This is a genomic window from Streptomyces sp. NPDC047706 (genome assembly GCF_043204795.1).
GTDB lineage: Bacteria > Actinomycetota > Actinomycetes > Streptomycetales > Streptomycetaceae > Streptomyces.
Map to the genome: position 1 here is coordinate 55935 of NZ_JBIDCW010000016.1, position 20602 is coordinate 76536.

Consider the following 20602-nt stretch of genomic DNA (forward strand, 5'->3'; position numbering starts at 1 on the left):
CAAACACGATAGATCGCGACACCCCAGGGACCGGGCGAGCAACCGCCGTTCGAACTGAGCCTTACCTCACAACCTCGCCGCCGGCGCCACGTCCTACGCTGGTGGACGCTGCCAATGGATGCCAGCCGCTGTCTGCCGTGAGTGAGGAATGGGCGCGATGCCTGAGTTCGAGTACACCGATCTGCTCCCCATGGGGGAGGACACCACCCCGTACCGGCTGGTGACCTCCGAGGGTGTCTCCACCTTCGAGGCCGACGGGCGGACGTTCCTCAAGGTCGAGCCGGAGGCGCTGCGCAAGCTCGCGGAGGAGGCCGTCCACGACATCCAGCACTACCTGCGCCCGGCCCACCTGGCCCAGCTGCGCCGGATCATCGACGACCCGGAGGCCTCCGGCAACGACAAGTTCGTCGCCCTGGACCTGCTGAGGAACGCCAACATCGCCGCCGCGGGCGTGCTGCCCATGTGCCAGGACACCGGTACGGCGATCGTCATGGGCAAGCGCGGCCAGAACGTGCTCACGGCGGGCGGCGACGAGGAGGCCCTGAGCCGGGGCATCCACGACGCCTACCAGAACCTGAACCTCCGCTACTCCCAGATGGCCCCGCTCACCATGTGGGAGGAGAAGAACACCGGCTCCAACCTCCCCGCGCAGATCGAGCTGTACGCGACCGACGGCGGCGCCTACAAGTTCCTCTTCATGGCCAAGGGCGGCGGCAGCGCCAACAAGTCGTTCCTCTACCAGGAGACGAAGGCCGTCCTGAACGAGGCCTCCATGATGAGGTTCCTGGAGGAGAAGATCCGTTCCCTGGGTACGGCCGCCTGCCCGCCGTACCACCTGGCCATCGTGGTCGGCGGCACCAGCGCCGAGTACGCGCTGAAGACCGCGAAGTACGCCTCCGCGCACTACCTGGACGAGATCCCCGCCGAGGGCTCGCCGCTCGGGCACGGCTTCCGGGACAAGGAGCTGGAGGAGAAGGTCTTCGAGCTGACCCAGAAGATCGGAATCGGCGCGCAGTTCGGCGGCAAGTACTTCTGCCACGACGTCCGCGTCGTACGCCTCCCCCGGCACGGCGCGTCCTGCCCCGTGGCCATCGCCGTCTCCTGCTCGGCGGACCGGCAGGCGGTCGCGAAGATCACCGCCGAGGGCGTCTTCCTGGAGCAGCTGGAGACCGACCCGGCGCGGTTCCTGCCGGAGACCACGGACGAGCAGCTGGACGAGGCCGGGGACGTCGTGAGGATCGACCTCAACCAGCCGATGGTCGACATCCTCGCCGAACTCACCAAGTACCCGGTCAAGACCCGCCTCTCCCTCACCGGCCCCCTGGTCGTGGCCCGCGACATCGCGCACGCCAAGATCAAGGAGCGGCTGGACGCGGGCGAGGACATGCCGCAGTACCTCAAGGACCACCCGGTGTACTACGCCGGTCCGGCGAAGACCCCCGAGGGCTACGCCTCCGGCTCCTTCGGCCCGACGACGGCCGGCCGCATGGACTCCTACGTGGAGCAGTTCCAGGCTGCGGGCGGCTCCAAGGTGATGCTGGCCAAGGGCAACCGCAGCAAGCAGGTCACCGACGCCTGCGGTACCCACGGCGGCTTCTACCTCGGCTCCATCGGCGGCCCCGCCGCCCGCCTCGCCCAGGACTGCATCAAGAAGGTCGAGGTCGTCGAATACGAGGAGCTCGGCATGGAGGCCGTCTGGAAGATCGAGGTCGAGGACTTCCCGGCGTTCATCGTGGTGGACGACAAGGGCAACGACTTCTTCAGCCCGCAGGAACTGTCTCAGCCGACGTTCACGAGCATCCCGGTGCGTCGGGCGTGAGCCTGCGCCTCCAGACGCTTCTCACGCCCCCGCCGGTCCGGCCGGCGGGGGCGTTGTCGTCGAAGCGGCCGGCGAGGTGGTCGGCCTCCCGGCGGTCAAGGGCCGCTTCGGCGTCGATGAGTTCCACCTTCGTCCGCGAGATCGCGTTCCCGCACGCTCCGTGACGGGCGACGGGCCGAGCGCGGTCTTCACGACTCGGCACCGCCCCGACGTTCACATCGATTCCGGTGCGTGGGCCCGGACCGGTCCGACGGTTGCCGGGGTCCGGGCGCTTTTCGGTCCGGGCCCCGGAACATCGCGCCCCCGCAGATCGCTGTAGCGGGTATGAGTGAATACCGCATCGAACACGACTCCATGGGCGACGTCAGGGTCCCGGCCGACGCGAAGTGGCGGGCGCAGACGCAGCGGGCCGTGGAGAACTTCCCGATCTCCGGGCAGCGGCTGGAGCGCGCGCACATCGAGGCCCTGGCACGCATCAAGGCCGCGGCCGCGGCCGTCAACGCCAAGCTCGGCGTACTCGACAAGGACATCGCCGAGGCCGTCCAGGAGGCGGCGCGGGAGGTCGCGGAGGGGCGCTGGGACGAGCACTTCCCGGTGGACGTGTTCCAGACGGGCTCCGGCACCTCGTCCAACATGAACACCAACGAGGTCGTCGCGACCCTCGCGAGCGAGCGGCTCGGCCGGGACGTCCACCCCAACGACCACGTCAACGCGTCCCAGTCGTCCAACGACGTCTTCCCCTCCTCTCTCCACATCGCCGCCACGGCCGCCGTCCTGCGTGACCTGATCCCGGCGCTGCGGCACCTCGCCGAGGCCCTGGAGCGCAAGGCGGCGGAGTTCGCCGACGTGGTGAAGTCGGGGCGGACCCATCTGATGGACGCCACGCCCGTGACGCTGGGGCAGGAGTTCGGTGGGTACGCCGCCCAGGTGCGCTACGGGATCGAGCGGCTGGAGGCCTCGCTCCCCCGGCTGGCCGAACTGCCGCTCGGCGGCACGGCGGTCGGCACCGGCATCAACACCCCGCCCGGTTTCCCGGCGGCCGTGATCGCGGAGGTGGCCCGTGCGACCGGCCTGCCGCTCACCGAGGCCCGCGACCACTTCGAGGCACAGGGCGCCCGGGACGGGATCGTGGAGACCAGTGGCCAGCTGCGTACGATCGCGGTCGGCCTGACGAAGATCGCCAACGATCTGCGCTGGATGGCGTCCGGGCCGCGCACGGGGCTCGGCGAGATCAACCTGCCCGATCTCCAGCCCGGTTCGTCGATCATGCCGGGCAAGGTCAACCCGGTCATCCCGGAGGCCGTGCTCATGGTCTGCGCGCAGGTGGTCGGCAACGACGCCACGGTCGCCACGGCGGGCGCGTCCGGCAACTTCGAGCTGAACGTGATGCTCCCGGTCATCGCGAAGAACGTGCTGGAGTCCGTCCGGCTGCTCGCGTCCGTCTCCCGGCTGCTCGCCGACCGGACCGTGGACGGCATCACCGCCAACCGGGAACGGGCCCGGGAGTACGCCGAGTCGTCACCCTCCGTGGTGACACCGCTGAACAAGTACATCGGGTACGAGGAGGCCGCCAAGGTCGCCAAGAAGTCGCTGGCGGAGCGCAGGACGATCCGTCAGGTCGTGCTGGAGAGCGGCTACGTGGAGCGCGGGGACCTCACCGTGGAGCAGCTCGACGAGGCGCTGGACGTGCTGCGGATGACGCGTCCGTGACGGGCCGCCGGTAGGGGTCACCGGCGCGTGAACCGTGACACGCGCCGCAGCGTCGTATGCCGTTGACACCTAATATCTGTGCATGGCGGACGACGGAGCGGTGAGACGCGTGGAAGCGGGCGGAGCTACGGCCTTCTGGGCACCGGGCAGTCACATCCTGTGGCGCTACCGGGAGAACGCAGGCGACCGCTTCCACATCGCGCGCCCCGTCACCGTCGTGCGCGACGACGCCGACCTGCTCGCCGTGTGGATGGCGCCGGGCACGGAGTGTGTCAGGCCGGTGCTCGCCGACGGGACGCCGGTGCACCTGGAGCCCCTCCAGACGCGCTACACCAAGCCACGGACGGTGCAGCGCGACCGCTGGTTCGGCACGGGCGTGCTGAAGCTGGCCCGGCCCCGTGAGCCCTGGTCGGTGTGGCTGTTCTGGGACCCGGGCTGGCAGTTCAAGAACTGGTACGTCAACCTTGAGGAACCGCTGGCGCGTTGGGGCGGCGGGGTGGACTCCGAGGATCACTTTCTCGACATCTCCGTGCAGCCGGACCGCAGTTGGCACTGGCGGGACGAGGACGAGTTCGCGCAGGCCCAGCGGGACGGTCTGATGGACGCCGGGCAGGCCGAACGGGTCCGGGACGCGGGCCGGGCCGCGGTGGAGGTGATCCGAGCGTGGGGGCCGCCGTTCGCCGACGGCTGGCAGCACTGGCGGCCGGATCCGGCCTGGGCCGTACCCTCACTTCCGCAGGACTGGGATCGTATCCCTGCGCGTGTGTCCTCATGAGACCCTTGCTGCGCCCCCGGGCAGGAAACGTAGGATCGTCCTCCGCAAGGGGCGCGCGGCGGCAACTCACGGGGCGCGCAGTGTGCTTGACCGGATGTCACCGAGGGGCGGCAAGGCGTGAGCGAGGGCTACGAGGGCAACACCCGTGCGGGCCGAGGCCGGTCCGCCGGTGGCACAGGAACAGCCTCTGACCACGCGGGAATTCCGTTCCTGGGGCATGTATTGCGGGTATCGGGACTTCTGCGGGACGAACTGCACGCGCGATGCAAGGCGCGCACGGCCCCGGACGGATGGATTCGACACGCGTGACGGAGCAGCCGACCTCTTTCGAGCGCCCCCAGGCGGGCATCGACCCCGCGGATCCCCGCGGGGCGCTCCTGCGTACCCCGGCGGCCCCGCTGACGCCCGGTGCCGCCGCCTTACCCGCTCAGGCCCGCAGCACCGGTGAGACGCCCTCGGGCACGTCCGTGACGCCCGGGGACGGCATCGGCCCCGAGCACTCGCAGCCGGCCGCAGCCGAGCCCGACACCCACCGTCCGCGCCCCGCGCCGGAGGCCATCCCGGCGCAGCCCGGCACCGACCCGGAGCGTTCCGGCCCCGGTGGCCAGGAGCGCCGTACCGGACAGCCGGCTCCGCTCGGCCGGCCCACGCCGATGCGGCGGGACGGCGACCGGCTGCGGTTCGTGGGCGCGGCCACCCGGCGGATCGCCCGCGGCATCGACCTCGACGAGATCGTGATGGGGCTGTGCCGGGCGACCGTGCCGACCTTCTCCGACGCGATCCTCGTCTATCTGCGCGACCCGCTGCCGGTCGGCGACGAGCGGCCCACGGGGCCGGTCGTGCTGCGGCTGCGGCGCACCGACCGGATCCCGGAGGAGCGGGACACCGACGGCGGTCTGCCCACGTTCCATCTGGAGCCGGCGGAGCTGGCCTCGCCGACCGCCGAGCTGTGCGAGGTGCGGCCGGGCGGCGCGCTCGCCGAGGTGCTGCGCGGGGTACGTCCCGTGTTCGCCGACGCGCCCGCCGCCCGCGCCGCGCTGCCCGAACTGCTCGGTGAGAACGGGGAGGCGGTGATCCCCGCGGGCCAGCGGGCCATCCTCGCCCCGCTGCGGGGCAGGCGCCGCGTCATCGGTGCCGCGGTCTTCCTGCGCCGCCCGGAACGGACGGCGTTCGAGGCGGACGACCTGCTCATCGCCGCGCAGCTCGCCACGCACAGCGCGCTCGGCATCGACAAGGCGGTGCTGTACGGCCGGGAGGCGTACATCGCCGACGAGTTGCAGCGCACCATGCTCCCCGAGACCCTGCCGCAGCCCACCGGCGTCCGGCTGGCCTCCCGCTACCTTCCGGCGGCGGAGACCGCACGGGTCGGCGGCGACTGGTACGACGCCATCCCGCTGCCCGGCAGCCGGGTGGCGCTCGTCGTCGGTGATGTCATGGGGCACTCCATGACGTCCGCCGCGATCATGGGCCAGCTGCGTACGACGGCGCAGACCCTGGCGGGACTCGACCTGCCTCCGCAGGAGGTCCTGCACCACCTCGACGAGCAGGCCCAGCGGCTCGGCACCGACCGGATGGCGACCTGCCTGTACGCGGTCTACGACCCGGTGTCGCACCGGATCACCATCGCCAACGCGGGCCACCCGCCGCCGGTGCTGCTGCATCTGGGCGGGCGGGCCGAGGTGCTGCGGGTCCCGGCGGGCGCGCCGATCGGCGTGGGCGGCGTCGACTTCGAGGCCGTGGAGCTGGACGCGCCGGCCGGGGCGACGCTGCTGCTGTACACGGACGGGCTGGTCGAGTCCCGGCTGCGGGACGTGTGGACCGGCATAGAGCAGCTGCGCGAGAAGCTGGCCGCGACCGCTCAGCTCACGGGGCCGGATCATCCGCCGCCGCTGGAAGCGCTGTGCGACGAGGTGCTGGACATGCTCGGGCCGGGTGACCGGGACGACGACATCGCGCTGCTCGCCGCCCGGTTCGACGGGATCGCGCCGAGCGACGTGGCGTACTGGTTCCTGGAGCCGGAGGAGATGGCGCCGGGCAAGGCCCGGCGGCTGGCCCGGCGGGCGCTCGCCCGATGGGGTATGGAGGAACTGTCGGACTCCGTCGAGCTGCTGGTCAGTGAGGTCGTGACGAACGCCGTCCGGTACGCGTCGCGGCCGGTGACGCTGCGGTTGCTGCGCACGGACGTGCTGCGGTGCGAGGTGGGTGACGACGTGCCGCAGCTGCCTCGCCTGCGGCAGGCTCGCGCGACGGACGAGGGCGGGCGTGGGCTGTATCTGGTGAACCGGATGGCCCGGCGGTGGGGGGCGACGCGGCTCAGCACCGGCAAGGTCGTCTGGTTCGAGCTGAATCGCGGGTGAGGTGCGCTGCGCCGTGCGGCTGGGTGACGCACGGCGGCTGCGGTTGGTCGGTGGCTTGTGACGCCGTTCCCCGCGTCCCTGGACGAGTTGAGGGCGCCCGGCCTTTCGGCCGGGCGTCCTTCGCTATCGCTCGTCGTCCGGGAGGAGCGGGTTGTCCGGTGTCGTCCCGTCCGTGGGTGTCGACGTCGGGGGTTCGGTCGTCGGGGTCTGGCTCGGCGTCTGGCTGGGGGTCTGGCTCGGCGTCCGGGACGGCGTCCGGGTCGGGGACTCGGACGTCGGGGGTGCCGATGTGGGGGGCTCCGACGTGGGCGGCTGCGTGGTCGGTTCGTCGCTGGGGGGCGGGGTGTACGTCGGCCTCACCGCCGCGCCCTGGGTGGTGTCCAGGTCGAACTTGCTGACCTCGTCCATCACACCGAAGGTGTACGCCGCCCAGATCTGGGCGGGGAATCCGCCGCCGTTGACGCGGCCCTTGCCCGGGAGGGTGCCGGTGGCGCCCGCCATGTTCACCTGCTTGCCGGTCTTGGCGTCCTGGCCGAACAGGCCGACCGAGGTCACCAGGTCCGGGGTGTAGCCGGTGAACCAGGCGGACCTGCCGAAGTCGGAGGTACCGGTCTTGCCGGCCACCTGCTGCCCGTCGCGCTCCGGGTTGTCCCGCACGGAGGTGCGGGCCGTGCCGTCGTCGACCACGCCGGTGAGCACCGAGGTGACGGTGTCGGCGGCCTCGCGGCTGATGACCTGTTCGCCCATGGGGTCCGGCAGTTCGACGACCGTGTCCTTGTGTTCGGCCGAGGCCAGGATCGCGGGCGTGACCTTCTTGCCGTGGTTGTCGAGGGTGGCGTAGATGCCGGCCATCTCCAGCGGGCTCGCGCCCATGGAGCCGAGCGTCTGGGCCGGCACCGCCTGCATGCCCTCGGTGTCCATGCCGAGCTTGCCGGCGACCTCCATCACGTCGTCCATGCCGACGTCGACGCCCATCTGTGCGAAGACGGCGTTGACGGACTTGTTCATCGCGGTCTGCACGGTGACGTCGCCGTAGTCGACGTCGTCCTCGTTCGGCGGGGCGAAGCCGACCTTGCTGCCGTTGTCCATGACCTGGTGCCTGCTGTCGCCGTCGTAGACCGTGTTCGCGGTGATCGGCTCGCCGTCCTGGGTCTCGGCCCCCTCCTCCAGGGCGGCGGCCAGGATCACGGGCTTGAACGTGGAGGCAGGCTGGTAGTCGCGGCGGGTCGCGTTGTTCGTGTAGTGCTTGAAGTAGTCCTCGCCGCCGTACATCGCGACGACCTTGCCGGTCTTCGGGTCGACGGACACGGCGCCGGGCTGGATGTTCGCGTCGACCTTCCGCTTCTTCGGGTCGAGCTTGCTGACGAGCTGCTCCTGCGCGGCCTGTTCCAGCTGTCGCTGCTTGTTCTTGTCGATGTTCAGCGTCAGGGTCCAGCCACCGCGCTTGACCATGGCGAGGGCGTCGTCCTGGTTCTCCGCCGACCCCTGGGCGACCAGTCGCCGGGCCAGCTCCGCGTTGGCCGCGTCGACCCAGTAGCCGGTCTGGCCCTCCAACTCGGGCGCGCCCTGCGGCGCCTTCGGCACCGGGAACTCCATGCCCTGGCGCTCGGCGGCGCTCAGCCAGCCCTCCTCGACCATGTTGTCCAGGACGTACTTCCAGCGGTTCTTCACCAGTTTCTTGCCGGTGTCCGAGGCGACCGCCCAGTCGTACTGGCTCGGCGCCTGGAGCAGCGCGGCGAGGTACGCGCCCTGCTCGACGGTGAGTTCGTCGGCGTCGACGCGGTAGTAGGCCTGTGCGGCGGCCTGGATGCCGTAGGCGTTGCGGCCGTAGTAGCTGGTGTTGATGTAGCCGGCGAGGATGTCGTCCTTGGACGTCTGGCGGTCCACCTTCAGCGAGATCACCAGCTCCTTGAGCTTTCGGGTGACCGTCTGTTCCTGGCTGAGGTAGTAGTTCTTGACGTACTGCTGGGTGATCGTCGAACCGCCCTGCGCGCCCTTGCCGCTGAGCGTGTTGACCAGGCCGCGGGCGGTGCCCTTCAGGTCGATGCCGTTGTCCTGGTAGAAGGTCTTGTTCTCGGCGGCCACGAAGGTCCGCTGGACGCCCTTGGGCACCTTTGCCAGGTCGACGAGTTCGCGGTTGACTTCGCCGCTGCGGGCCAGGACCCTGCCGTCGCCGTACTTGTAGACGTTGCTCTGCTGCTTCGCCGCCGCGTTGCCCTCGGGGACCGGCACGAGCAGGTACAGCAGGATGAAGCCGCCGATGCCGAGCAGGCACAGGCCGAGGAAGGTACCGAGGATCTTCTTCCAGGTGAAGAACCGGCGTATGCCGGTCTTCCCGGACTTGCCGGGCCGGCCCCGCCGGCGGCCGGGGCCGGCCGGGCCCGCCGGGCTCGCTGCGCGCGACGAACGGCGGTTCTTCGGCGCGGCGCGGTGGCCACCGCGCTGTCGCGCTCGTCTGTCTTCCGCTCGTCCCATGAGTCCGTCCGCTCCGCTCCGCTCTCGGGTGTCACTTGGGTGTCTGGCTCAGGTCAGCTCAGAAAGCTAACACCGCTCTCTATGACAAAGCCCGACCGATTCGGTCTTTTTGGTACGTGACAATCAGCACGCCTCATCTACGGACCGACGCCCGAAGAGGGGTGGGGGTTGCCGCAGCGGGGTAAAGTGTTAGCACTTAGCTAGAACGAAGATAGAGAACGGGGGACCCCCAGTGTCCACGCACGACTCGACGGCCGTGGCCGACGTCCCGGAGATGCCCGCCCCGCGCGTCCGGGAGTTCCAGGCGCACAGCATCGGCGGCGGACTCGCCCTGCTCCTGGGCCTGATCGGCCTGCTGGGCGGCGTCGCCGTGGTGGTGGCCGCCACGACCGTCACCGCGACCGGCGCCAAGGCCGCGCTGATCGTCCTCGGCATCCTGACCGCCCTCTGCGCGTTCGTCGCGATGTGCGGGCTGAACATGGTGGCGCCGGGCGAGGCCCGCGTCGTCCAGCTCTTCGGGCGCTACCGGGGCACGATCCGGCAGGACGGCCTGCGCTGGGTGAATCCGCTCACCTCGCGCACCAAGATCTCCACCCGCGTCCGCAACCACGAGACCGCGGTGCTGAAGGTCAACGACGCCTACGGCAACCCGATAGAGCTCGCCGCGGTCGTGGTGTGGAAGGTCGAGGACACCGCGCAGGCCTCGTTCGAGGTCGACGACTACATCGAGTTCGTCTCCACCCAGACCGAGGCGGCCGTGCGGCACATCGCCATCGAGTACCCCTACGACTCCCACGAGGAGGACGGTCTCTCCCTGCGCGAGAACGCCGAGGAGATCACCGAGAAGCTCGCCGTCGAGCTGCGCGCGCGCGTGGAGGCGGCCGGCGTGCAGATCATCGAGTCCCGCTTCACGCACCTCGCCTACGCCCCCGAGATCGCCTCGGCGATGCTCCAGCGGCAGCAGGCCGGCGCGGTCGTCGCGGCCCGGCGGCAGATCGTGGACGGCGCGGTCGGCATGGTCGAGATGGCGCTGGCCCGGCTGACCGAGCGGGACATCGTGGAGCTGGACTCCGAACGGAAGGCGGCGATGGTCTCCAACCTCATGGTGGTGCTGTGTGGCGACCGGGCCACCCAGCCCGTCGTCAACACCGGGTCGCTCTACCAGTGACCGAGTCCTCCGAGGCTTCCTCGAAGCGGCGGCCGCAGCAGCAGCGCAAGCAGGTGCTGCTGCGGCTGGACCCGGCGGTGTACGAGTCGCTCGCCCGCTGGGCGTCGGACGAGCTGCGGTCGGCCAACGCGCAGATCGAGTTCCTGCTCCGCAAGGCCCTCAAGGACGCGGGCCGGCTGCCCGGCGACGCGGGGCCGCTGCCCCGCCGCGGCCGGCCGCCCGGAGGGTCCCCGCCGGAGTAGCAGAACCGTGACAACCGGCCCTCACCAGCGGTGACGCCCCCCTTTCCATGATCTACACACCGTGCGTATACACCCGACGTATACCCGGTGTGTAGAGTGCTCCGCATGTCCATCGGTCACACCCTCCTCGGGCTCCTGGAGTCCGGCCCCCGCCACGGCTACGACCTGAAGCGGGCCTTCGACGAGAAGTTCGGTCAGGACCGGCCCCTGCACTACGGCCAGGTCTACTCCACGATGTCCCGGCTGCTGAAGAACGGCCTCGTCGAGGTCGACGGCATCGAGCCGGGCGGTGGGCCGGAGCGGAAGCGGTACGCGATCACCGACGCCGGCATCACCGACGTCGAACGGTGGCTCGCGACGCCGGAGAAGCCGGAGCCGTACCTCCAGTCGACCCTGTACACCAAGGTCGTGCTCGCCCTGCTCACCCGGCGCGACGCCGCCGACATCCTCGACACCCAGCGCTCCGAGCACCTGCGCATGATGCGGATCCTCACCGACCGCAAGCGCAGGGGCGATCTCGCGGACCAGCTGATCTGCGACCACGCGCTGTTCCATCTGGAGGCCGACCTGCGCTGGCTGGAACTGACCGCCGCACGGCTCGAGAAGCTGGCGGAGGTGGTGGCGAAGTGACTCCCACCGGTTCCCTGCTCGCCGCCGAGGGCCTGCACAAGACGTACGGCCCCACGACCGCCCTGGACGGCGCCGACTTCTCCATCCACCCGGGCGAGGTGGTCGCCGTGATGGGCCCCTCCGGCTCCGGCAAGTCCACCCTGCTGCACTGCCTCGCCGGCATCGTCACGCCCGACAAGGGCTCGATCCGCTACGACGGCCGGGAGACGGCCACGATGAACGACGCCCAGCGAAGCGCGCTGCGGCGGTCGGAGTTCGGCTTCGTCTTCCAGTTCGGCCAGCTCGTGCCCGAGCTCACCTGCGTGGAGAACGTGGCCCTGCCGCTGCGCCTGAACGGCGCCTCCCGCAAGGCCGCCGAGCGCACCGCGCTGTCCTGGATGGAACGCCTGGAGGTCGACGGCATCGGCAGGAAGCGGCCCGGCGAGGTCTCCGGCGGCCAGGGCCAGCGCGTCGCCGTGGCCCGTTCCCTGGTCACCGGCCCGCGCGTGCTGTTCGCCGACGAGCCGACCGGCGCGCTGGACTCCCTCAACGGCGAGCGCGTGATGGAGCTGCTGACGGACGCGGCCCGCTCCACCAACGCTGCCGTGGTCCTGGTCACGCACGAGGCGCGGGTCGCCGCCTGGTCCGACCGCGAGATCGTCGTACGGGACGGAAAGTCCCGGAACATGGAGCGGGTCGTATGAGGGTCCGTCAGTGGTGCAGGGACCTCGCCATGGGCGTCGGGTTCGCGTTCACCGGCCGGGGCGGCTGGGTGCGCGCGGTGCTCACGGCGGTCGGGGTCGGGCTCGGCGTGGCGCTGCTGCTGCTCACCACCGCGATCCCGAACGCGCTGGAGGCCCGGGACCAGCGCGGACAGGCCCGTAACGACTTCACCTTCAGCTCGACCGAGCCGCCGAGGACGGACGCCACCCTGCTCGTCGCCAACGTCGGCACCACCTTCCGCGACGAGAACGTCCGCGGCCGCGAGCTGCAACCGGAGGGCCCCAAGGCGCCGTCGCCGCCCGGCGTGGACAGGATGCCCGCGGTGGGCGAGATGGTCGTCTCCCCCAAGCTGAAGGCGCTCCTTGAGTCACCGGAGGGGAAGCTGCTCCGCGAACGCCTCCCCGACCGGATCGTCGGCACCATCGCCGAGCCCGGACTGGTCGGTTCCGCCGAACTCGCCTTCTACCGGGGCGGCGACGACCTCGCGTCCAGGGTCGACGACGGGCGGGTCGTGCGGATCGAGCGGTTCGGCGAACCGGTCCAGGGCACCTCCGACCCCTGGGACCCGGTGCTGATCCTGCTGGTCCTGGTCATCTTCGTGGTCCTGCTGATGCCGGTGGGCGTCTTCGTCGCCGCGGCCGTACGGTTCGGCGGCGAGGGACGCGACCGGCGGCTCGCGGCGCTGCGGCTGGTGGGCTCCGACAGCGGGATGACCCGCCGGGTCGCGGCGGGCGAGGCGCTCGCCGGGTCCGTGCTGGGCCTGGTCCTCGGCACCGGCTTCTTCCTGATCGGACGCCAGATCGCGGGACAGGCCGAGGTGTTCGGGATCAGCGTCTTCCCGGGCTACCTCAACCCCTCCCCCGCCCTCGCCGCGCTGGTCGCGGTCGTGGTCCCGGCGGCCGCAGTCCTGGTCACCCTTCTCGCGCTGCGCGGTGTGGTCATCGAGCCGCTCGGCGTGGTCCGCACCGCCAGGCCGAGCCGCCGCAGGCTGTGGTGGCGGCTGCTGCCGCCGATCGCCGGCCTGGCGATGCTCGCCCCGATGACCGGGCAGGGCAATGACGGGGGCGACTTCAACCAGTACCTGGTCGTCGGCGGTGTGATGCTGCTGCTCATCGGCGTGACCGCGCTGCTGCCGTGGATCGTGGAGACGGTCGTCGCCCGGCTCGGCGCCGGCTCGGTCTCCTGGCAACTGGCCGTCCGCCGGCTCCAGCTGAGCAGCGGCAGCGCGGCCCGCACGGTCAACGGCATCGCCGTGGCGGTGGCCGGCGCGATCGCGCTGCAGATGCTGTTCGCCGGGGTGGACGACGACTTCACGAAGGCGACCCCGTACGACGAGACCCGCGCCCAGATGCAGGTGACCGTGCCCGAGGGCATGCCGCTGGCGCGGGCCGCGGCGGACTTCCGGCAGACCGAGGGCGTGCGCAAGGTGTACGCGTACTCGGAGGGCTATGTCAGCGAGAAGCCCGAGGACCCCGAGTTCACCTCCCAGGTGACGGTCGGCGACTGCGCCTCGCTGCGGGAGGTGGCGAAGCTGCCGTCGTGCCGCGACGGCGACGTGTTCGCCATATCCGGCGCCGAGTACGACACCCACACCGCCGGTCTGGCCGAGCCCGGCCGCACGCTGTACTTCGATCCCACCCACGAGGGCGAGGACGAGGGCGCGGAGATCCCCTGGACGCTGCCCGCCGTGCAGCGGGCGGAGGCGGTCGTCGACATGACCGGCACCGACCGCGGCGGCCTCCTCGTGACCCCGAAGGCGATGCCCGCGGCGGCCGCGGAGACCTTCAGCGGCCAGGTGTACCTCGGGCTCGACGAGGCGGTACCGGATGTCTACGACCTGGTGCGCAACACGGCGGCGGCCATCGACCCACTGGCCGAGCCCATGCTGTGGGTGTCCAGCCAGCGCTCCGAGCGCTACGACTCCGTCCGCACCGGCCTGTTCGTCGGCGCCGCCTGTGTGCTGGCCCTGATCGGCGCGAGCCTGCTCGTCTCCCAGCTGGAGCAGCTGCGCGAACGCCGCAAGCTGCTGTCGGCCCTGGTCGCCTTCGGCACCCGGCGCCGCACGCTGAGCCTGTCGGTGCTGTGGCAGACGGCGATCCCGATCGCTCTCGGCCTCGCCCTCGCCTCGCTGGTGGGTCTCACCCTGGGCGCGGTGCTGCTGAAGATGACGGCGACCGGGGTGAGCGTGGACTGGGCGAGCGTGCTGTCGATGGTCGGCATCGGCGCCGGCGTCGTCCTCGTCGTCACGCTGCTCAGCCTGCCGCCGCTGCTGCGGCTGATGCGCCCGGAGGGCCTGCGCACCGAGTAGCCACCGTCAGTTGCCCCGGTCCAGCACCCGTACGGGAAGCGGCCGCAGTGCCGCGCGCAGTGCGGCCGCCAGCTCCTCGTACTCCGCGCCGCGCGCCGCGCCCGTCCGCATCGCCAGCGCGATCCGGCGGGTCGGCGCGGGGTCGGAGAAGTACCCGGTGAGCAACTGGTTGCTGCGGCTGGTCTCCACCTTGACGGCGGTACGGGGCAGCAGGGTGCAGCCCAGACCACCGGCGACGAGCTGGACGAGGGTGGACAGCCCGGCTGCCGTGGTGGTGACCGGCGCGTTCTCGCGCCCGGCCTCCCGGCAGATGTCGAGGGCCTGGTCGCGTAGACAGTGCCCCTCGTCGAGCAGCAGCAGATTGAGCTCCTTGAGCGCCTCCCGGGGAATGCCCTCGCGTCCGCCGAGCCAGTGGTCGAGCGGCGTGACCAGGACGAAGTCCTCGTCGAAAAGGGGAAGTTCGCTGACCCCCGGGACCCCGAGGGGCACGGCGAGCAGCAGCAGGTCGAGCCGCCCCGAGGTGAGCCCGTCGAGCAGGCTGGCGGTCTGCTCCTCGTGCACCTGGAGGTCGAGGTGCGGGTAGCGGTCGTGGACGAGCCGCAGGACGGTCGGCAGCAGGTAGGGCGCGACGGTCGGGATCACGCCGAGCCGCAGCGCGCCCGTGAAGGGCGCCCGCACGGCCTCGGCCTCCTCCATCAGCGCCCCCACCTCACCCAGCACCGCCTTGGCCCGCAGGGCCAGCCGCTCGCCGGCGGGCGAGAGCAGCACCTTGCGGGTCGTACGCTCGAGGAGCGTGACGCCGAGGACCTCCTCCAGCGCGGAGACGGCGCCGGAGAGGGCGGGCTGGCTCATGCCGATCGCGGCGGCGGCGTCGCGGAAGTGCAGATGCTCGGCGACGGCCGCGAAGGCGCGCAGCTGCGCGAGGCTGGGCTGCCGCCTCCTGCTCGTGTTACCAACGGTCACTGATAGCTGCCTCCGATCAACCCGACCGAGTGTAGCTATTTCCCGTATCAATGCACGTTGTGCCAGGATCGGCCTCGTCCAACCCAAGGGAAACACTCGCCACAAGCGGGTGTTTCTTGCTGTGCTGCAAGGAGAGCTAGTGCTCACTGTCGGTGACAAGTTCCCGGAGTTCGAACTGACCGCCTGCGTCTCGCTGGAGAAGGGCAGGGAGTTCGAGAAGATCAACCACAAGACCTACGAGGGCAAGTGGAAGGTGATCTTCGCCTGGCCCAAGGACTTCACCTTCGTGTGCCCGACCGAGATCGCCGCCTTCGGCAAGCTGAACGACGAGTTCGCCGACCGTGACGCGCAGGTCCTCGGCTTCTCCGGTGACTCCGAGTTCGTGCACCACGCCTGGCGCAAGGACCACGACGACCTGCGGGACCTGCCGTTCCCGATGATGGCCGACGCCAAGCACGAGCTGATGCGCGACCTCGGCATCGAGGACGAGGAGGGCTTCGCCAAGCGCGCGGTCTTCATCGTCGACCAGAACAACGAGATCCAGTTCACCATGGTGACCGCCGGTTCCGTCGGCCGTAACCCCAAGGAGGTCCTGCGGGTCCTCGACGCGCTCCAGACGGACGAGCTGTGCCCGTGCAACTGGAGCAAGGGCGAGGACACCCTGGACCCGGTCGCCCTGCTCGCCGGGGAGTGATCCGCGCATGTCCCTCGACAGCCTGAAGTCCCGTATCCCGGACTACGCCAAGGACCTGAAGCTCAACCTGGGTTCGGTCATCGGCAACTCCGACCTGCCCGCCCAGCAGCTGTGGGGCACGGTGCTGGCCACCGCCATCGCCTCCCGCTCCCCGATCGTGCTGCGTGAGCTGGAGCCGGAGGCGAAGGCGGCGCTGTCGCCGGAGGCGTACCCGGCGGCCAAGGCCGCCGCTGCCGTCATGGCGATGAACAACGTCTTCTACCGGACGCGTCACCTGCTGTCCGACCACGAGTACGGCACCCTGCGCGCGGGCCTGCGGATGAACGTCATCGGCAACCCCGGCGTGGACAAGGTCGACTTCGAGCTCTGGTCCTTCGCCGTCTCCGCCATCAACGGCTGCGGCATGTGCCTCGACTCCCACGAGCAGGTGCTGCGCAAGGCCGGCGTCGAACGCGAGGTCATCCAGGAGTCCTTCAAGATCGCGTCCGTCGTCCAGGCGGTGGCGGTCACGCTGGACGCCGAGGCGGCGCTCGCCGAGTAGTCCTGCGGACCGTGTGCCGAGGCCCCGTCCACCGACCGGTGGGCGGGGCCTCGGCGTCGTGTCTCAGCCCGCCGGGCCGGGAGGGTTCGTGGGCGGGGCCGGGGCGGCGTCCGACGCGGTGGCGCCATGGGGGCGCGGGGACTGACGCAGGGCCCGCTCGTGGGAGAACGCGCGCAGATAGCCGACGACGGTGTTGGTGACGGCCACCAGCGGCACCGCCACCACCGCGCCGCCGATGCCCGCCACCATGCCGCCCGCCGCGACCGACATCACCACCGCAAGCGGATGTACCCGCACCGCCCGGCCGAGGATGAACGGCTGCAGGATGTGGCCCTCGATCTGCTGCACGGCGAGCACCACGACCAGTGTCATCACGGCGGTGAAGACGCCCTGCGTCACCAGCGCCACCACGACCGCCAGCGCTCCGGAGATCACCGCGCCGACCAGCGGGATGAACGCCCCGAGGAAGATGAACACCGCGAGCGGCACGGCCATCGGCACATCGAGGAAGTAGATGCCGAGGCCGATGAAGATCGCGTCGATCAGAGCGACTATCACCGTGCCCCGCACGTACGCCGTGAGCGTCCGCCAGGCTCTGGGCCCGGCGCCGGCCACCCCGGGGCGCGCCGCCGCGGGCACCAGCTTCAGCGTCCACTCCCAGATCCGCCGCCCGTCGTAGAGCAGGAACAGCGTCGAGAACACCGCGAGCAGGATCCCGGTCAGCGTCTCGACGACGACGGTGACACCCTCCAGGCCCGCGGTGGTGATCTGGTCGGTGTTCGCCCCGACCGCCTCCCGCAGGTTCTCGGCGATGTCATTGATCTGCTTGTCCGTGACATGGAAGGGACTGTCGAGCAGCCACCGCCGCAACTCGTCGATGCCGTCCTGCACCTGGTCGGAGAGGGTGTCGATGTTCTCCATGACCTGCCAGGTCACGAACCATCCGATCAGGCCGATCACCACGAACCCGAGGATCGCGGTGATCGCCGTCGCCGGTCCGCGCGGCACCCCGTGGCGCCGCAGCCGCGCCACCGTCGGCTGGAGCGCCGCCGTGATGAGCAGCGCCGCCACGAAGGCCAGCACGACCAGCTGCACGGCGCTGATGATCCGCATCAGCACCCACAGCGTGCCCGCGAGCACCAGCAGCCGCCATCCGGCCTCCGCCGCCACCCGCACGCCCCACGGCACGGCCTGCGCCGGGTCGGGACGGGGGACGACCGGGGCGTCACGAACGTAGGAGGGGGAGCCCGTCGTGCCGTCCGGCTCCTCGGGCTCCGGCTCCGGCTCCGGCTCGCCATGAGCCCGTTCCGCCTCGGCCCGGCGTGCCTCCCACCGTTGCCCCGTCTCGGTCAGCCGGGTGCCGACCCGACCGAGCCACCCTGGCACTCGCGACATGATCCGTCCCTTTCCCCCAGCTGTCCCCACCACTCCCCCCGGAGTCGTCCCGTCAGACCGTACATGGCCGAAGCCCCCCACCGAAGGACGGCGAGGGGCTCGGGGAAGTTGAGTGGGACGTTGCCCGACCGGGGGCTCAGTACCAGTGGTTGGCCTGCCAGAACGACCAGGCGCCGCAAGGGCTGCCGTAGCGGTCGTTCATGTAGTTCAGGCCCCACTTGATCTGGGTGGCCGGGTTGGTCTGCCAGTCGGCGCCGACGGAGGACATCTTGGAGGCGGGCAGCGCCTGGAAGAGGCCGTACGCACCGGAGGAGGGGTTGACCGCCCGGTAGTTCCAGTCGGACTCGTGGTCCACGATGTTGCTGAAGCACTGGAACTGGTCGCCCGGCACCATCGCGGCAGCCATCGACTGGATCTCGGAGATGGTGTACGAGCTCTGGACGGCGAAGCTGGACGCGTCCCGGGCGGCGGAACGGCTGGCCGCCTCCTCCGCCTCCTCGCGCTCCTTGGCTTCCTGGGCCGCCTTCTCGGCGGCCTCCTTCTTCGCGATCGCGGTCTCGGCGGCCGCCTTGCGCGCGGCCTCCTCGGCGTCCTTCTTGGCGCTCGCGTCCGCCGCGATGGCCTGAACGTCGGCCTGCTGCGTCAGGGACGCGGTCTGCACCTGGGCCTGCTGGCCCGCGGGTATGTCCGCGAGGAGCGTCAGGTCGGTTGCCGCCGCCTCGGCGTCATTGGTCTGCGCGGTGCTGCCCGAGGCAACGCCGACGACGCTTCCGACAGCGGTGACCGCGGTGGCCGAGGCCACTGCGAATCCCCGGACCGAAATCCGGCTCACACGGTTTCCTTCCAGCATCGCCCGCTCGGTGACCCTGGCGGACGCAATCGTGCCCCTGGCACTGGCCTCCCCAACTGCGGGTCACGGAAGGCGCGGGCCCGGTGGGCAACTCCTGCAGGAGGAGCGCCGCATGGTGCTCGGGCGGCATACGACGACGATATGGAGTTAGGGGTGGTGCTCCTGTGGTGCCCTACCGCTGGGGGTACAGGTGTGTCGTATGCGGGGCCTGACAGGAGTGAGACTCTGCCGTAACCCGACACCGCAAGGCAATTCCGAGTTGCGTGTGAAAGCTCACACGCAACTCGGCCCTGGCGATTTCGAGAAACACCGACACGCGAAGGCGCCGCCCGGCTAGGCTCTGAGCCTTTGCCGGACGGCGCCAACTACCGTGCGATCGCCCCGGGATGGGGCGGGAGGGTCAGATCGCCCCCTCCTCCAGCATTTCGGTCACAAGCGCCGCGATCTGGGACCTCTCGGACCGCGTCAGGGTCACGTGGGCGAAGAGCGGATGCCCCTTCAGCTTCTCGACGACGGCGACCACACCGTCGTACCGCCCGACCCGCAAATTGTCCCTTTGCGCCACATCGTGCGTCAGAACGACCCGTGAATTGGCGCCGATTCTGGACAGAACGGTCAGCAGCACATTCCGTTCCAGCGACTGCGCCTCGTCCACGATCACGAACGCGTCGTGCAGCGAGCGGCCCCGGATATGGGTGAGCGGGAGCACCTCCAGCATCCCGCGCGCGGTGACCTCCTCGATGACCTCGCGGCTGGTGACCGCGGACAGCGTGTCGAAGACCGCCTGCGCCCAGGGGCTCATCTTCTCGGCCTCGGAGCCGGGCAGATACCCGAGCTCCTGCCCGCCCACCGCGTACAGCGGGCGGAAGACCATGATCTTCTCGTGCTGCCGGCGCTCGAGGACCGCCTCCAGGCCCGCGCACAGCGCCAGCGCCGACTTGCCGGTACCGGCCCGGCCGCCCATCGACACGATGCCGACGTCGGAGTCGAGCAGCAGATCCAGCGCGATGCGCTGCTCCGCGCTGCGCCCCTTGATACCGAAGGCCTCGCGGTCGCCGCGCACCAGCCGGACGTTGCCCTCCGGTGTCACCCGGCCGAGCGCCTTGCCGCGCTCGGACTGGATCGTCAGGCCGGTGTGGACGGGCAGTCCGGCGGCTTCGGGGACGTGGACGTGGCCCTCCTCGAAGAGGATGTCCACCTGTTCGCCGGGCAGGGTCAGTTCGGACATCCCGGTCCAGCCGGACGAATCCGTGATGGCGAGTTCGGCGCGGTACTCCTCGGCGAGGAGGCCGACGGAGGACGCCTTGATCCTGAGCGGGAGGTCCTTCGACACGACGGTGACGTCGAACCCCTCGGCCTGCAGGTTCCGGGCGACCGCGAGGATGCGGGAGTCGTTGTCCCCCAGGCGGTAGCCGGTCGGCAGCACACTGGGGTCCGAGTGGTTGAGCTCGACACGGAGACTGCCGCCGAGGTCCCCGATCGGGATGGGGGCGTCCAGACGGCCGTACCGCACGCGGTAGTCGTCGAGCAGACGCAGTGCCTGCCGGGCGAAGTAGCCGAGTTCGGGATGGTGCCGCTTCGCCTCCAGCTCCGTGACCACCACGACCGGGAGCACGACCTCGTGCTCGTCGAAGCGGCTCAAAGCGTTCGGGTCGGCCAGCAGGACGCTGGTGTCGAGAACATAGGTGCGCCGGTCGGGCTTGTGGCGCTTTGTGCTGGTCACCACGGAAGGACGTACCCCCTCGGATGAGGTCGGGGAGCGACGGAGACAATCTGGACCGGTTGCCGGCCGCGATGCACGGGCCGGAAACCGGCCCGTCGCCTCTTCGTCCGTGCTGTGACCGCACGATCGGGCTGGTGCAAAGGGCCTCCCGGGCGGACGGCCCCGTGCCGTCCGCTGAGATACGGCACCCGTGGTTCGGGTGCCGACCTGCTTGCCTTATGCCCTCGAAAACACGCCGCCATGCCACGGC

16 protein-coding genes are annotated in these 20602 nt (G+C 70.6%); 11 read left to right on the forward strand and 5 right to left on the reverse strand.

Annotated elements, in window-relative coordinates; genetic code table 11:
• Positions 1-148 precede the first annotated feature (148 nt).
• From ACGF8A_RS20040 to ACGF8A_RS20055, 4 genes are all read left to right on the forward strand, one after another.
• Entirely contained in the window at positions 149-1819 is a 1671-nt protein-coding gene (locus ACGF8A_RS20040; RefSeq protein WP_393109917.1) for a fumarate hydratase, read from the forward strand.
• 324 nt (positions 1820-2143) lie between these two features.
• Complete coding sequence (locus ACGF8A_RS20045; RefSeq protein ID WP_393109919.1) at positions 2144-3529, forward strand: class II fumarate hydratase; 1386 nt, start codon at positions 2144-2146, stop codon at positions 3527-3529.
• A gap of 82 nt (positions 3530-3611) precedes the next feature.
• On the forward strand, positions 3612-4304 hold the full coding sequence (locus tag ACGF8A_RS20050; protein ID WP_393109921.1) for a DUF402 domain-containing protein: 693 nt from the start codon (positions 3612-3614) through the stop codon (positions 4302-4304).
• A gap of 290 nt (positions 4305-4594) precedes the next feature.
• Positions 4595-6661 carry a SpoIIE family protein phosphatase gene (locus tag ACGF8A_RS20055; protein ID WP_393109923.1) on the forward strand — a complete coding sequence of 689 codons (2067 nt, stop codon included), beginning with the start codon at positions 4595-4597 and terminating at the stop codon, positions 6659-6661.
• A gap of 123 nt (positions 6662-6784) precedes the next feature.
• Here ACGF8A_RS20055 and ACGF8A_RS20060 read toward each other — a convergent pair whose 3' ends face one another.
• Entirely contained in the window at positions 6785-9136 is a 2352-nt protein-coding gene (locus ACGF8A_RS20060; RefSeq protein ID WP_393109925.1) for a transglycosylase domain-containing protein, read from the reverse strand.
• Between the two features lie 232 nt (positions 9137-9368).
• Between ACGF8A_RS20060 and ACGF8A_RS20065 the strand changes: the two genes are divergently transcribed.
• The 5 genes from ACGF8A_RS20065 (at position 9369) to ACGF8A_RS20085 (ending at position 14186) form a co-directional block, all read left to right on the forward strand.
• Positions 9369-10304, forward strand: coding sequence for an SPFH domain-containing protein (locus ACGF8A_RS20065; RefSeq protein WP_393109927.1), 936 nt, complete (start codon positions 9369-9371; stop codon positions 10302-10304).
• Positions 10301-10546, forward strand: coding sequence for a hypothetical protein (locus ACGF8A_RS20070; RefSeq protein ID WP_393109929.1), 246 nt, complete (start codon positions 10301-10303; stop codon positions 10544-10546). Before ACGF8A_RS20065 ends, ACGF8A_RS20070 begins: the two co-directional genes overlap by 4 nt.
• A gap of 105 nt (positions 10547-10651) precedes the next feature.
• Complete coding sequence (locus ACGF8A_RS20075) at positions 10652-11176, forward strand: PadR family transcriptional regulator (protein ID WP_393109931.1); 525 nt, start codon at positions 10652-10654, stop codon at positions 11174-11176.
• Positions 11173-11859, forward strand: a complete 687-nt coding sequence (locus ACGF8A_RS20080) for an ABC transporter ATP-binding protein (protein WP_393109933.1) — start codon at positions 11173-11175, stop codon at positions 11857-11859. The genes ACGF8A_RS20075 and ACGF8A_RS20080 overlap by 4 nt, the downstream gene beginning before the upstream one ends.
• Positions 11856-14186, forward strand: a complete 2331-nt coding sequence (locus ACGF8A_RS20085; RefSeq protein WP_393109936.1) for an ABC transporter permease — start codon at positions 11856-11858, stop codon at positions 14184-14186. Before ACGF8A_RS20080 ends, ACGF8A_RS20085 begins: the two co-directional genes overlap by 4 nt.
• Before the next feature lie 6 nt (positions 14187-14192).
• On the opposite strand, the gene ACGF8A_RS20090 is transcribed toward ACGF8A_RS20085, so the two are convergent.
• Positions 14193-15149, reverse strand: coding sequence for a LysR substrate-binding domain-containing protein (locus ACGF8A_RS20090; protein WP_393109938.1), 957 nt, complete (start codon positions 15147-15149; stop codon positions 14193-14195).
• 139 nt (positions 15150-15288) lie between these two features.
• Here ACGF8A_RS20090 and ACGF8A_RS20095 point away from each other — a divergent pair, with 139 nt between their 5' ends.
• Together ACGF8A_RS20095 and ACGF8A_RS20100 are read left to right on the forward strand one after the other, a co-directional pair.
• Positions 15289-15843 (forward strand): peroxiredoxin, encoded by a 555-nt coding sequence (locus ACGF8A_RS20095; RefSeq protein WP_393109940.1) that lies wholly within the window; start codon positions 15289-15291, stop codon positions 15841-15843.
• Between the two features lie 7 nt (positions 15844-15850).
• The gene (locus tag ACGF8A_RS20100; RefSeq protein WP_393109942.1) at positions 15851-16384 is read left to right on the forward strand and encodes an alkyl hydroperoxide reductase; all 534 of its coding nucleotides are present in this window, start codon (positions 15851-15853) and stop codon (positions 16382-16384) included.
• A 63-nt stretch (positions 16385-16447) separates the two neighbouring features.
• On the opposite strand, the gene ACGF8A_RS20105 is transcribed toward ACGF8A_RS20100, so the two are convergent.
• The 3 genes from ACGF8A_RS20105 to ACGF8A_RS20115 form a co-directional block, all read right to left on the reverse strand.
• Positions 16448-17779 (reverse strand): AI-2E family transporter, encoded by a 1332-nt coding sequence (locus ACGF8A_RS20105; RefSeq protein WP_393109944.1) that lies wholly within the window; start codon positions 17777-17779, stop codon positions 16448-16450.
• Positions 17780-17915: 136 nt separating this feature from the next.
• Positions 17916-18611: a transglycosylase SLT domain-containing protein gene (locus tag ACGF8A_RS20110; protein ID WP_393109946.1), complete on the reverse strand. Its 696-nt coding sequence runs from the start codon at positions 18609-18611 to the stop codon at positions 17916-17918.
• A 418-nt stretch (positions 18612-19029) separates the two neighbouring features.
• Positions 19030-20355 carry a PhoH family protein gene (locus ACGF8A_RS20115; protein WP_393109948.1) on the reverse strand — a complete coding sequence of 442 codons (1326 nt, stop codon included), beginning with the start codon at positions 20353-20355 and terminating at the stop codon, positions 19030-19032.
• Positions 20356-20602: the final 247 nt, after the last annotated feature.

Bases quoted from the DNA above. Each gene is read 5' to 3' on its own strand.
- ACGF8A_RS20075 (WP_393109931.1), top strand. From the start codon at position 10,652: ATGTCCATCGGTCACACCCTCCTCGGGCTCCTGGAGTCCGGCCCCCGC.
- ACGF8A_RS20040 (WP_393109917.1), top strand. From the start codon at position 149: ATGGGCGCGATGCCTGAGTTCGAGTACACCGATCTGCTCCCCATGGGG.
- ACGF8A_RS20105 (WP_393109944.1), bottom strand. From the start codon at position 17,779: ATGTCGCGAGTGCCAGGGTGGCTCGGTCGGGTCGGCACCCGGCTGACC.
- ACGF8A_RS20060 (WP_393109925.1), bottom strand. From the start codon at position 9,136: ATGGGACGAGCGGAAGACAGACGAGCGCGACAGCGCGGTGGCCACCGC.
- ACGF8A_RS20100 (WP_393109942.1), top strand. From the start codon at position 15,851: ATGTCCCTCGACAGCCTGAAGTCCCGTATCCCGGACTACGCCAAGGAC.
- ACGF8A_RS20085 (WP_393109936.1), top strand. From the start codon at position 11,856: ATGAGGGTCCGTCAGTGGTGCAGGGACCTCGCCATGGGCGTCGGGTTC.
- ACGF8A_RS20045 (WP_393109919.1), top strand. From the start codon at position 2,144: ATGAGTGAATACCGCATCGAACACGACTCCATGGGCGACGTCAGGGTC.
- ACGF8A_RS20050 (WP_393109921.1), top strand. From the start codon at position 3,612: ATGGCGGACGACGGAGCGGTGAGACGCGTGGAAGCGGGCGGAGCTACG.
- ACGF8A_RS20055 (WP_393109923.1), top strand. From the start codon at position 4,595: ATGGATTCGACACGCGTGACGGAGCAGCCGACCTCTTTCGAGCGCCCC.